Here is a 13,291-nt window from a genome sequence, read left to right on the forward strand (position 1 = left end):
GCTTTGAACAGTACTCTCATCGAGTCTATCGTGATGCTGTGGACGTAGATAACGATCGCCGCTTTGCAGTGATTCCACCGGGAGTAAATTTTTCCATATTTGGTAAAGAAGTTCGTTCCCAAAATGAAGAACCTACTTATCAGATAATTCAGGAGCGATTAGTACGGGACATTGCTGAGTCACGTCGAAATTTGCCTGCTATTGTGGCATCTAGTCGATTAGAGCCTAAAAAAAATGTGTTAGGGCTGGTACAAGCCTTCGCAATGAGCCAAACGCTTCAGGAACAAGCCAACTTGGTGTTGTTTACAGGAGGGCTAGACGATCCACTGCGAGAGGAGAGTGGCGATGAGATCGTAGAGAAAGAAGTATTAGCTCCGATCCGAAAGGTGGTTGAAGAGAAAGACTTGTGGGGAAAAGTCAGTGCCTTTGGCTTACCAGGACAAGAGTCACTAGCTGCGGGCTATCGATTTATGGCAAAACGGCGCTCGGTGTTTGCTTTGACTGCGCTGTATGAACCCTTTGGCTTGGCTCCCTTAGAAGCAGCAGCTGCGGGATTGCCTGTGGTAGCAACTAAGAATGGTGGCCCCAGTGAGAGCCTGCGAGAGGGAGATCGGGAATACGCCGTACTTGTCGATCCAGAAGATCCTGCTGATATTGCGCAGGGTTTGGAGAGATTGCTATGTAATAACCATGAGTGGGAGCATTTTGCGCAGGCTGGCGAACAACGAGTGGTGAATACTTATACTTGGGAAACTACTGCCCAAAAATACCTGAGTGCGATCGTACAGATTTTGTCCTCATCTAAGGCTCACCGTTCAACGAAACTCCTGCCAATCCATCCTTATTTTTGTAATCCACAACCACAGACGGATGTTTCTTTGGAAGAATTGAGTAAGCTTTATTTTGACTCCGATCAAATAGCACTAAATACAGGCAGTCCTTAGAATATTTCGGGAATTAAAAGTTATAAATTAATTTTCAAGTTTTTCAACAAGCAAAGGAGACACCAGGTATGTCATTCGAGAATGAAGAATTTACTATTGGTGTCGAAGAGGAATATCAAATTATCAATCCTGAAACACGAGAGTTGAGTTCGCGTGTAGAACGCATTCTACCACAAGCTCAGAAAGTCCTTGGCGATGAGGTGCAGCCAGAAGCCCAACGATCGCAGATAGAAATTGGTACACCTATCTGTCGCACACTCTCCGAGGTACGCTCTGAGCTTGTACGTCTGCGGCGGGAAGTAATTGCAGCAGCAGCCAAGGACGGTAAGCAAATTGCCGCCGCTGGAACACACCCATTCTCGCACTGGGAAGAACAAAAGCTGACGCCTAAAGAACGTTATCAAGGGCTGATGCGTGATTATCAACAACTTACCCGCGAACTTGTTATCTTTGGCTGTCACGTGCATGTGGGAATAAGCGATCGCTCTTATGCTATCCGCGTAATTAATCGTGCCCGTGTTTGGCTAGCTCCACTGTTAGCACTGGCAGCATCTTCACCCTTCTGGTTAGGTACAGATACGGGCTATGCTAGCTATCGCACGGAGATTTGGAGCCAATGGCCCATATCTGGAGCACCACTGATTTTCGAGTCATTGTCTGAGTACGAAAAACTTGTACAAGCTCTGGTGGATACGAAGAGTGTAGAAGATGGGACAAAGATTTACTGGGATATACGTTTGTCAGAGCGCTTTCCAACAATAGAGTTTCGCATCACAGATGTCTGCCAGACAATAGACGAAGCTGTAATGATAGCAGGGCTTGTACGGGCATTAGCGCGGACTTGTTACGAACAAGCCATGCGCGATGAACCCTTTCCGCAAGTGCGCCACGAACTGATACGTGTTGCTCACTGGCGTGCCGCACGCTACGGCTTAGATGAGGATTTAATCGACTTTACTGCTATGAAAGCTGTCCCAGCGCGCGATCTAATTGAGAGCTTTCTTACCTTCCTGCGTCCCTCGCTTGAGGAGTATGGTGAATGGGATGAAGTCTCGTCTCTGGTACAGGAAACCTTGCAGCAAGGTAACGGCGCAACACGGCAGCGTGAAGTTTACAAGCAGACAGGAAGCTTGGAGGATGTTGTCGATCTCATTGTCCGAGACACAGCAAAAGGGATAGCGTCAGTATAGGAGACAGGACTTTATGCTAGTTCACATTATTGCTGATTACGGGTTTGGCGACCTTGCTTTCGCAGAAGTGGTGCAGCGTATCAAGCTTCATCTACCAGATGCAGAACCGATACTTACACCCGTACCAGCTTTTACCACACTAGCAGCAGGATTCTGTATCGCGCAGTTGGGTTTGAATCAAGCTCCAGCTGGGACAATAATTTATCACAATGTTGCGCCCCGTGAAGATGACGAACGTTCGCGTACTGGAAATGCAGGTGAGCGTCTCGCTTTCGCACCCTTACCAACTGGTGTGCGTGTTATTGGTGTGAATGCAGGTTATGCCTTTTCATTTGTGCGCGATTTAGCGGTAGAGTTGCGTTGGGCTGCTGTACCAGCGGAAGGTTCCCAGTTTCGGTCTCGCGATTTGTTTCCAGAAGCAGCAGGAGCGATCGCCTTGGGTCAACCTGATGCTTTAGCTGAAGAGATTCCTGGTTCTGATATACCTGATGTGCCGTCTAACTGTATAGCTTATATTGATGGCTACGGTAATTTGAAAACCACTATCAAGCATGAGCCTAGCCAGACAAACCAAAGTGATACTGCGCTTTTGCAAATTGGTGAAATAGAACAAAAAGCCATAAGGAGCGATGATAGCTTTGCCGTCGAATCTGGACAGTTAGCTATTGCACCTGGTAGTAGTGGTTGGAATAATTTACATGGCGAACAGACGCAATGGATGGAAGTTTTTCTTAGAGGTGGTAATGCTTGGGAATTATTTAATCGCCCACCAATCGGCACAAATATAAATATCGGTTGAGGGTGTTTAAATAATAGTGCTGAATATTTTGTAATAAATTCTATGACTTTACTTGAGCATCGAGCGCAATATATAAATACCTAATTTTAGTAAATACTTAATTTTAGGATTTAGGAAATTTCCAATAATTGTTACCTTATTCCGATTGTTCAAGCTTTGTGTAGAATATTTATTTAACATTCAACTTCGATTTCTACTCATACTAAGCGACTAATCATGTGTATGGGTGATGCTTTTAGTTAATTTTTGGCGATCGGCAATTAATACAGATAAATACCGATCGCATAACCAATTTAACGGGAGTATCCCACTTTTTTGAATGTCATTACGAGCAAAGCGAGGCAATCGCAAAATCCTCCAACTAAGAGCGAGTCAATGCGATTGCTTAGTCGTTTCTCCTCGCAATGACAGTTATTATCTCATTGAAAAATAAAAACTGGGATGCACTCCAATTGAACTTTGTAAATAATTATTTCTTAGCGATTATCCATACTGCATGAACAACCCCTAGGATATAGAAACCAAAAATTGTCAAAAGTAAATTAATCCAAAAATCTTTACCTAGACCTACTTGTAAAAATACTCCCAGAGGTGGCAAAAAAATTGCAGCCAGAATCCGAATTAAATCCATGAAACCCTCCTGCTAATTTTATAGCGAGCAAACTCGTATTTCACATCTCAAAGATAACATTAGCCTAATCTAGCTAGTTCCTAACCTCCACTGATTTTGGCTTTATAACCAAGCTTGGTCAAAATCTCGACAATTTTTTGTTTATGATCGCCTTGAATTTCAATTTCATTTTCTTTAACTGTGCCACCTGTACCACATTGAGTTTTTAATTGTTTTACCAAATCGGTCAAGGTTTCTGGTTTGGACTGAAAACCACTAACTACGGTGACGGTTTTACCTTTTCGCCCTTTGCGGGTAGCTTGGACTTTGAGATTTTGCTGTTGCGGTGGTAATTCAGAAATCGGTCTTTCTAAAGCAGGTGAGTTATCATTGCCAAATTCGCGATAGACGAAGCGTTTGTCGGAAGAATTAGAAGAAGACATAAACTTTAATTAAGAGTCAAAGGTCAAGGGTTAAAAGGGAAAATGTCAACTGAGATGGGGATTCTAGAGTTAACACCTAAGTTTTGCGATCGCATATCGTATCCTATACGGCTCAGACTTTTCTATAATTAAGTTCGTCCCGTCATCGAAATCAATCCGTGACTACCACACCCATCTCTCCAAGTTCCCCATCTACTGCTCAGGTTCCCGATACACAAGGACGCTTTGGACGCTTTGGCGGTAAGTACGTCCCGGAAACATTGATGCCTGCGCTTGCTGAACTAGAAACAGCTTATCAGCAATATCGCCATGACCCTGATTTTCTAACAGAACTGCAACAACTCCTGCGAGACTATGTAGGACGTGCGACGCCATTGTATTTTGCGGAACGTCTGACTGCTCACTATGCTCGCCCAGATGGTACTGGGCCGCAAATTTATTTAAAACGTGAAGACTTAAATCACACTGGCGCTCACAAAATTAATAATGCCCTAGGTCAAGTGTTGTTGGCAAAGCGCATGGGCAAGCAGCGAATTATTGCCGAAACTGGCGCTGGACAACATGGAGTAGCTACAGCTACAGTATGCGCTCGTTTTGGGCTGGAATGCATCATTTATATGGGCGTCCACGATATGGAACGCCAAGCTTTGAATGTGTTCCGGATGAAATTAATGGGAGCAGAAGTGCGTCCTGTAGCTGCGGGAACGGGAACTCTCAAGGATGCGACGTCTGAAGCTATCCGAGATTGGGTTACAAATGTGGAAACAACTCACTATATCTTGGGTTCAGTAGCAGGGCCCCATCCTTACCCGATGATGGTACGTGATTTCCATGCAGTGATTGGACAAGAAACTCGCGCTCAAGCCCAAGAAAAATGGGGCGGTTTGCCGGATATTCTCCTGGCTTGTGTGGGTGGTGGTTCCAATGCAATGGGGCTATTCTATGAGTTTGTTAATGAGCCGTCCGTGCGGTTAATTGGAATTGAGGCGGCGGGAGAAGGAGTTAATACTAATAAACACGCTGCCACCTTGACAAAAGGGCAAGTTGGTGTATTGCACGGAGCCATGAGCTATCTGCTGCAAGACCAAGATGGGCAAGTAATTGAGGCACATTCAATTAGTGCGGGGTTAGATTATCCTGGCGTCGGCCCGGAACACAGCTATTTAAAAGATACTGCTCGTGCTGAATATTACAGCGTCACCGATGAAGAGGCTTTGGCAGCATTTCAAAAATTGTCACGGTTAGAAGGTATTATCCCAGCATTGGAAACATCCCATGCGATCGCCTATTTAGAAACCCTGTGTCCTCAACTTACTGGTAGTCCCCGGATTGTAATTAACTGCTCCGGGCGCGGCGATAAGGATGTCCAAACTGTGGCGAAGTTTTTAAATCCTGCCTAGGGTGCTTTATTTGCCATTTTCAATTTCGTTTGGCTTGTTGAGCAACTGAGCAATCACCTCTACTAACTCAGTTGGCTCAACTGGTTTGGCAAGATGCTTGTTAAATCCGGCTTTTAGCGCTTGCTGGGCGTTGATTTGTCCAGCATAGGCAGTAATTGCGATCGCCGGAATTTGACCCCCTTGTTCTGGCGACAACATTCTCACCTGGTTAATTAACATCCAGCCATCAACTTCTGGCATCCCAATGTCGCTTAACAGGATATCTGGCTGGGACTGAGTTAAAGCTGCTATTGCTTCCCTAGCTGATGCTGTAGCCGTGACATTAGCCCCATAATCTGCTAACAGAAAGCTGAGAAAATCCCTGGTATCTGTATCGTCATCTACCAATAAAATCTGTACGCCATTTAAATCTAAAGCTGTCTGAGATTCTTTATTGTCATTGTCTGGCTGCGATCGCTGTTGCATGATTGGGAGTCTGACAATAAAAGTTGCCCCCTGTCCTTCACCTGGACTTTGGGCTTGGACTGTCCCCCCATGCAGTTCGACTAAATGACGGACGATTGCCAACCCTAAGCCCAAACCGCCAAACTTTCTGGTGGTGGTACTGTTCTCTTGGCGGAAATATTCAAACACATAGGGTAGGAAATCGGCACTGATACCTTTACCTGTGTCGCTAACTGTAATTTGCGCTTGAGTACCCATCTGTTCTAATCGAATATCTATTCGCCCGCCTGCGGGTGTAAACTTAACGGCATTGGAAAGTAAATTCCAGATAATTTGCTGTAAACGGCTAGCATCGCCTAAAACTTGCCCAACTTCCGGTTCTCGCATTGTATGTATGGAAATTGACTTGGCTTCTGCTGATAGTCTGACTGTCTCCATTGCAGCAGTAATTACAGATGCCAAATCGACTGGGTGAATATTCAAGCTCAGTTTACCTTGCAGAATCCGGGAGATATCTAGCAAATCTTCTATCAGTTCAGACTGTAACCTAGCATTACGCTCAATGGTTTTCAGTGCATAAGCGCTGGTTTTTTCGTCGAGTTTTTGAGTTTGAAGTATATTTGACCACCCTAAAATCGGATTCAGAGGCGATCGCAATTCATGGGAGAGAACAGCCAAAAATTCATCCTTAATTCGGTTAGCTGTTTCTGCGGCTTCCCGTGCAGTTTGTTCGGCCTCATAAAGACGAGCAGTACGGATGGCAGCATCTTCCGCTGCTTGTCGGGATTGTTGTGCTTGTCTGTAGAGTTGTGCATTATCCACGGCTGTAGCCGCACGCCGAGCTAATTCCTCAGTTAATATCAGGTTTTGCTTGTTGTCATGGCGATCTCCACAAGATACTAAAGTTATTGCTCCCAATACCCGTCCCCCAACGATCAGCGGTACGCATATACTAGATTGCGGCTTTAGCTGCTGTAAAAGTTGGAAATGGCGATCGTTTTGGCTAACTGCTGGCATTTTTTGGTCAGAGATAAAATCAGTAATTTGTGACTTACCAGAACGAATGACCTCTGCAACACCTTCAGTTTGTCTTAAATCAGGAGGATAATTTTTTAACTGTTCTACCAATTGCTGTTTTGCTGGATCGGCATGGGCTGTTGCTACCCGACGCACTGATTGATTTTCATCAACAATATCAACTATGCACCAATCAGCAAGATCGGGCACTATTAGCTGTGCCAAACTAGTTAAAGTAATTTCATAGTCTAGTGATGAAGCTAAAATACCGCTAGCTTCAGCCAAAAAGCGCTGTCTGTCTTCCTCTTGTTTGCGCTGTGTAATATCGCGAGAAGATGCTTGGATTTCGATAATTTCTCTAGTTTGCGGATCGTGAATAGCGCGAACCTTGGCTTCCAACCAAACATAATGTCCATCTTTGTGAATAGCTCGATGGGTTACGGTATAAATATCTGGTAAATCTGCGTTGATTGGATAATTCTCAGCAATCTCAGCCAAATCTTCTGGATGCACAAACTCATAGTTAAAACGACCGACCATTTCCTCTGGTTCATAGCCTAAAATTGTGCGGCAGGCTGGAGAAATGTACAGCATCATGCCATCGACTGTATGACGTGAAATCATATCAGTGGAATTTTTCGCTAGTAGCCGAAAACGAGTTTCACTTTCTTGGAGTGCCACTTCTGCTTGCTTGCGGGCAGTAATTTCTTCGCAAGTTGCACCCACCCAAGTGATGTTATTCGGTAATGCGATCGGGTAGTAATTCACCGACCAGTACCTTAGCTGGCCGGGTACGGCAGGGGTTTCACCACTGGCCTCTTGGGCAATAATAGATTCTCCTGTCTCTACTACATGACGAAAAGCTGCCGTAACTCTTGCATCTATCTCAGGTAGTAGTTCTGCAACGGTCTTACCGAGATGAGCTGCTTGGGGTAGACCATTAATTTCCGCTAAAGCCTGATTCAAGCGCACATATCTCAAATTTTCGTCCCAGATGCCAATACCGATAGGCGCGTTATTGAAGAGAGTATCGAGTAAGGTATTGCTCTCAACTAAGCGAGTCTGTTCTGTAGCCAGTTGTACCAAGAGTTGTTCGCGTTCTGCTTCGGCTTGCTTGCGTTCGGTAATATCAACGCACATCCCTACCCATTCTTGAATTTCACAAGTTTCATCAAGTATGGGTACACCACGTATACTCATGTGACGATATTCGCCATCATGTCGGCGCACGCGATACTCTGCAACTGCAACCTGACGTGTAGAAAATGCTTCTTTCCAAATAGCCGCTATTGATTGCCGATCTTCTGGGTGGATGGCGTCAAACCAACCCCATCCTTTGTATTTTGCCGGAGTTTGTCCTGTAAAAGCCTGCCAAGTAGGAATCTCTTCAACAACATTACCCCAAGGTGCTGCAATCCAAATTATCGAGGCACTAGCCTCTGCTAGGGAACGGTAACGCGCTTCGCTATGACTGAGTAGAGATTCTGTGCGTTTGCACTTGATGAACTGAGCAATTTGACTAGCGATCGCTTTCAGCAATTCCGCATCAGGTTCAAGAATTTCTTGACTCCAACACTCAATTATACCCAAAATTTCACTACCCAACCGAATAGGAAATCCTATAGCCGCTTGCAATTCGCTATCTTTCCTGTCCTCTTGCTCCCAAACCACGCGATCGCTTACCAAAACCCGATTTGCTAGACATTGACTATCAAGAGAATTTATGCATTGGTAAAATTCTCGACTATCCTCTATTTTTAACGAGGATGACTGCCAAGTGTTAATGCAACGCAGTTCATTTATTTTTGGGTCTACACTCCAAAAAATACCAGCTTGCCATCCTAAATGTTCGCACAGAGATTGCAGCACCTTGGGTAAAACTTCAACAACAGTTGTCGCCTCTGCCAAAATGTTAGTTATTGCATACTGTGCAGCTTGATACTGTTGGATAATTTTACGTTGAGTAATATCCCTAATAAAGATTGATACGCCTTTTTCGGAGGGATAAATATGGTTTTCCCACCAGCGATGCGCTATTGGAGAAAAATACTCAAAATCAACTGTCACCTGTTCGGTGATAGCGCGATGTAGTTCTGCTTGCAGTTGGCTATTAACTATTTCCGGAAATAACTCCCAAATACTTCTACCCAAAAAATTTTCTCGATTAATCCCAACTAGTTCAGCTGCCTTGTCATTAACATAGGTATAGCGCCATTCACGATCCAACATAACAAAAGCGCCGCCCATCCGAGTTAAGACTTGTTCAATTTCTTGGGGGATAATTGCCTTAACTTCAGCAGTCACAGTTTCTGCTCCTTTTGTTGAAAGTACTTGGCCACAATTCCTCACCAAGTTCTCTCCTCTGGTGTAACAGATCTTCAATCTGTTGCATAGCCAGTGATGAAGGTTGCGCTCGTCCGTTTTCCCATTGGTGGATACTGTAGAAAGACACTCTTAGCCTCTTTGCTAATCTCACCTGTAAAAGTTTGAGGCGCTGCTGAGTCTCGATTGTCAACTTTGCCACCTCTAGCTTTGCGATCGCAGGCATAAGGCAACTTTACTGTTAATTTTTTCCTAGATACTGGACTATAGCAGATGCTATAACTGTGCTTACATCTATCGCAAGTCATAGCTGGAACGCATCAAATTCAGGAGTTTCTAGTGGTAAGTATTGAGTGCGAAGAAAGAACATTAGTCGATCGCTCGCTACTCAGTACTCGCCAATCAGCACTGTTTTGGTGAGTCAGAATTCTATGACACCAAATTTAAAATGTCTACAGTGAGGCTAGCTTAGTAAAGCAAGTATAGAGTATTGATTTTCTCCTAATTGCTTGAAGTTCGCAAACCTGCCTCATAAGATGAGCTAGAAATTAGACTTTTTGTAAACTAAGCTCAAACATTTGTTGTGTATAGCTTGTAATTCATAGTAGGCTGCTCATTTAATAAAGGTTATCAGGGGTTGCTATGAAAAAATCACTCTCGCGTCAACAAAGCTCATTAGAGTATGAATCAGTGTAGAAACAAAATCCTGCAAAGAGGATGTATCTTGAAATATTAGATATTTTGTTCTGGCTCCCCAGCCAACTTTGAATGGGAGGAAGTACAGCCTTAAAGTCTCCCTTTTTGGAGGGGGATTTAGAGGAATCTCCAATAACTTGGTGTATCAACAAAGACTTTTAACACAACCTCTGAAGATGCTAAATAATTCTGACTTACAACAGAGTCTATAGCTTAAGCAGGAAATTTGCCGAAAATTGGCAAGTTGATACACACTGATGCTATTTCATTTGCTTGAATAGCTATATTGATAGGACGGAAATTCACAACTCGTTATTATGGCTAGTAAGTTAATAGACGTTAGAGAGTATACGGTTAGAGCGCATAAAAGAGAAATTCACACTCGCGTTTTTCACTTTATCTGCAAGCAGTGCAATGAGAGTACAAAACGCGAGACTTACGGGCCTCGACCGTTATATTGCGAGCAATGTCGCCCTCCCCAAGCGCCAAAAAAACCGCAGCAACCAGCGGCTAAAGCCAAACCTAGACCGATGACTTATAAAAGTAAATCTGATTTAGATTGATTAACGCCTTATGACTGTAAAGGGACAATTAGAACCTCCTCCTGATGCTTTCCTCTCTCCACTTTTGGAATTAAGAGACTACTATGCTCGCATTGTAGAAGAGTACGAACGCTTATATACACAAGCGCGATCGCATCTCAATCATGTAGAAGCTTTGTTATCTAACTGGTCAACATCAGATAGTAACAATCAGATTGCCACACTTGATGTTACCGATGAAACATCCACTCTTAATAAAGAGAAGATATTATCGCCAGCTACTATTCCCGATCGCAATTCTGACTTAATAGAGTCAACTCAAGTGAAATCTCCAGACTCTGAATTTTCAGACTCAGAGGATACATCAACTGACTCTATAAATAGCAACAATGACCAAGGTGTAAGTATAAATTCAGTTAACGAGGCTTCCCCTGAGACAAAAGAGCAATCAATCAAGGGGCAGGATTATCCGATGTTACCTGAGTTTCAACACTGTATCAATCGGATAGAAGCTATCAAAAAAGTCTTACAAGAACATAGTGGTACTGTGTGTCATATAGATTTTATTGTGCGAGCTTTATATGGCGATCTAGAACCACATATCTTTAAAGTCGTTAAAGGTAGAGTTCAATCCTCACTGACACAGGGTAGAGGTAATAGTTGGTTTGCAATTCCTGACGAACCTGGTTGTTATACCTTGGATTTAAAGTTGCTCTCTTCAAGTAATAGCAATGGTTCTGCCAAGAATCTCCAACAGAAAAAGAAGAAATCGCTAATTCTTCCCAAGACCAAAGTAGTACCGATGCTGACAGCATTCGAGGGTCAATTTTTGATTGATGCTATTACCTCTCTGTTAAAACAAAATTCCGGCAAAATCTTCTCTGTTGCGGAAGTGATTGCCGGACTTTATGGAGAACTAGATGCAGATGAACTCCGAGAGGTCAAAAGCAAGGTACTGAATGAGTTATCGCGAGGTTATCGCACGGGAAGATTCTCTAGAGTTCCTGATAAAGTCGGATTGTATACTTGGGATGCAAAATCCATACTAGGCAAAAGCTCCCGTTAAACTCACAATCCCTCTCAATGTAGGGTGGACGCTACCCACCATATCTAGGTTTTGGTGGAAATGCTCACCCTACTTGAGAATAACGATCAAATTCTGGCGCGGAGTGCAGGCGAACGAAAGAGAGTTTGAAATCCAGCTTGTCTTTCTGCAACTGATTCTGGGGCAGATTCCCAAAGGCTTTCATAGTAAAAGAAAGCTACGCCTAAACCTCGTTCTTGAGCAGCTCGCACTTGGGCTTGAATTTGTTTGATGGGTACGGGATTGTTTCGCAACCCTGCCATCACTCCCACGCCAGTAGGAATCGATTTCTGCGATTCTCGGATTTCTGCACGGGAAATATTGTTAATAAAAGCTTGGAGATCGGGACGATAAATTTGCACAATTAGCTCATCTACAATATTAAGCCGTATCCAGTTGAGCCAGTCTTGCAGTTGAAACTTGTAAGCAAAGTCGTAGTAATTGGGAGAAACGGAGAAAATCAACCGAGGTTTTTGAGCCTTCACAGCTTGGTTGAGTTTGACCATGAACGCTGTGATTTTTTCTGCTCGCCAGCGCATCCATGCTTGATCTTGAGGATTAGCTGGAGGTTTATTCTTGGTTTCTTGAGCATACAACGCAACTGTGTATGGATCGTAGCCAAATTCATAGGGCAAACTCATGTGATCGTCAAACTGAATGCCATCAACATCGTATTGGCTGATGTTTTCCAGGACGAGACTAGTGATAAACTGCTGTACTTCTGGATGGAAAGGATTGAGCCACATTACCTCGCCAGCAGCACTAATCGAAGTTTTACTACCATCCCGCTTTTGCGTAAACCAATTTGGATGCTCCATTACCAATTCTGATGTTGGGGGAGCCATAAAACCAAACTCAAACCAAGGAATGACGAGTAGCCCTTGACGATGGGCTTGGTTAATCAAGTCTGCAAGAATATCGTGTCCGTCCGCTCCTCGCAAAACAAAGGGTTGGATATTTGTACGCTTGGCCACAGCGCTAGGATACATGACATAGCCAGAATTCCAGATTACAGGATAGATCGTGTTAAAGTTGAGCCGTCGCAGTTGAGTGACGGCCTCCTGTACTTTGGATCTTTCTTTGAGGATGTCAATATCGTTATTAGTCATCCACACCCCGCGAATTTCCTCACGAGGTAGTTGGGGAACCTGAGCGATCGCAGGGGTAAGATTGCCTACCAGTAATACCGTAATACACGATATCAAGGCTAGGATCGGGAAAAATCGCTTGCGCAATGTCTGACTAAAAGTTGCCGCGTGTCTAAGTCGCCAACTTTGAAAAGGAAAAAATGATTTCAAAATTAGTTTCATAGGTTTGAATGATGCGTTAGCTAACCACACGCGCCATTGGATGCTTTTTTTATGGAGTCTACTAGTCATATAGTCTACAAGCATTTATGCTTACTAGAGAATTGGTTAACTGGTAGTTATGCATTCCCCTGTGCATCGAAATCCTGACATCAGACAAACTGAAGCAGACTCAGCAATTTAAAATAGTTGACGTAGCTAATCTTCATTAGTGCCCGATGTATCTTTTGTTCTCAGAGTAACAACTTAATTTTTTTGTAAAAAAACTACTTTTTTGGTACTTAAGCCAAAAAATTGGGTAAACTTTTGCAGTGATAGGGACATGATCTCACAAAACAGGGACACTTAGACATGAGAAAATTTTTGCTTATCCTGTTAGGGTGATTGTGCGATCGCATCTGTAGTCATATATCTTCGTTCTCAAAAAGACGGTGGAGAAGCCTATTCCTTTCAAGGATGCAGCCTAGCTATCCTGAAATTCCTCCTTAAAGAT

The 13,291-nt window shown here is 43.6% G+C and carries 12 protein-coding genes (1 of these 12 cut by a window edge); 6 read left to right on the forward strand and 6 right to left on the reverse strand.

Going from position 1 to position 13,291, the window contains the following annotated elements; genetic code table 11:
* The 3 genes from AACU33_RS01660 to AACU33_RS01670 all read left to right on the forward strand — a co-directional run.
* Nucleotides 1-944: the 3' portion of a glycosyltransferase gene (locus tag AACU33_RS01660; RefSeq protein WP_096586740.1), read on the forward strand. Its footprint begins 586 nt before the window's first position; only the last 944 of its 1,530 coding nucleotides appear in the window; its start codon lies off the left edge, out of view; the stop codon is at nt 942-944.
* 68 nt (nt 945-1,012) lie between these two features.
* Nucleotides 1,013-2,134 carry a carboxylate-amine ligase gene (locus AACU33_RS01665; protein ID WP_096586741.1) on the forward strand — a complete coding sequence of 374 codons (1,122 nt, stop codon included), beginning with the start codon at nt 1,013-1,015 and terminating at the stop codon, nt 2,132-2,134.
* Between the two features lie 13 nt (nt 2,135-2,147).
* Nucleotides 2,148-2,933, forward strand: coding sequence for an SAM hydrolase/SAM-dependent halogenase family protein (locus AACU33_RS01670; RefSeq protein WP_096586742.1), 786 nt, complete (start codon nt 2,148-2,150; stop codon nt 2,931-2,933).
* Between the two features lie 210 nt (nt 2,934-3,143).
* Here AACU33_RS01670 and AACU33_RS01675 read toward each other — a convergent pair whose 3' ends face one another.
* From AACU33_RS01675 to AACU33_RS01685, 3 genes are all read right to left on the reverse strand, one after another.
* The gene (locus AACU33_RS01675; protein WP_339375701.1) at nt 3,144-3,278 is read right to left on the reverse strand and encodes a hypothetical protein; all 135 of its coding nucleotides are present in this window, start codon (nt 3,276-3,278) and stop codon (nt 3,144-3,146) included.
* A 124-nt stretch (nt 3,279-3,402) separates the two neighbouring features.
* Nucleotides 3,403-3,564 carry a YqaE/Pmp3 family membrane protein gene (locus AACU33_RS01680; RefSeq protein WP_096586743.1) on the reverse strand — a complete coding sequence of 54 codons (162 nt, stop codon included), beginning with the start codon at nt 3,562-3,564 and terminating at the stop codon, nt 3,403-3,405.
* Nucleotides 3,565-3,644: 80 nt separating this feature from the next.
* A complete protein-coding gene (locus AACU33_RS01685) occupies nt 3,645-3,986 on the reverse strand; it encodes a translation initiation factor (protein ID WP_096586744.1) in 342 nt (113 codons plus the stop codon).
* A gap of 158 nt (nt 3,987-4,144) precedes the next feature.
* Between AACU33_RS01685 and trpB the strand changes: the two genes are divergently transcribed.
* Complete coding sequence (gene trpB, locus AACU33_RS01690) at nt 4,145-5,386, forward strand: tryptophan synthase subunit beta (RefSeq protein ID WP_096586745.1); 1,242 nt, start codon at nt 4,145-4,147, stop codon at nt 5,384-5,386.
* 6 nt (nt 5,387-5,392) lie between these two features.
* Here trpB and AACU33_RS01695 read toward each other — a convergent pair whose 3' ends face one another.
* A complete protein-coding gene (locus AACU33_RS01695) occupies nt 5,393-9,151 on the reverse strand; it encodes a PAS domain S-box protein (RefSeq protein ID WP_096586746.1) in 3,759 nt (1,252 codons plus the stop codon).
* 74 nt (nt 9,152-9,225) lie between these two features.
* Nucleotides 9,226-9,477 (reverse strand): hypothetical protein, encoded by a 252-nt coding sequence (locus tag AACU33_RS01700; RefSeq protein ID WP_339375702.1) that lies wholly within the window; start codon nt 9,475-9,477, stop codon nt 9,226-9,228.
* A gap of 705 nt (nt 9,478-10,182) precedes the next feature.
* Between AACU33_RS01700 and AACU33_RS01705 the strand changes: the two genes are divergently transcribed.
* Both AACU33_RS01705 and AACU33_RS01710 read left to right on the forward strand, forming a co-directional pair.
* On the forward strand, nt 10,183-10,428 hold the full coding sequence (locus AACU33_RS01705) for a hypothetical protein (RefSeq protein ID WP_096586748.1): 246 nt from the start codon (nt 10,183-10,185) through the stop codon (nt 10,426-10,428).
* 10 nt (nt 10,429-10,438) lie between these two features.
* Nucleotides 10,439-11,473 (forward strand): hypothetical protein, encoded by a 1,035-nt coding sequence (locus AACU33_RS01710; RefSeq protein ID WP_096586749.1) that lies wholly within the window; start codon nt 10,439-10,441, stop codon nt 11,471-11,473.
* Nucleotides 11,474-11,559: 86 nt separating this feature from the next.
* Here AACU33_RS01710 and AACU33_RS01715 read toward each other — a convergent pair whose 3' ends face one another.
* A complete protein-coding gene (locus AACU33_RS01715; RefSeq protein ID WP_096586750.1) occupies nt 11,560-12,870 on the reverse strand; it encodes a family 10 glycosylhydrolase in 1,311 nt (436 codons plus the stop codon).
* Nucleotides 12,871-13,291: the final 421 nt, after the last annotated feature.

It is taken from the genome of Calothrix sp. NIES-2098, assembly GCF_963875125.1.
Taxonomy (GTDB): Bacteria; Cyanobacteriota; Cyanobacteriia; order Cyanobacteriales; family Nostocaceae; genus Aulosira.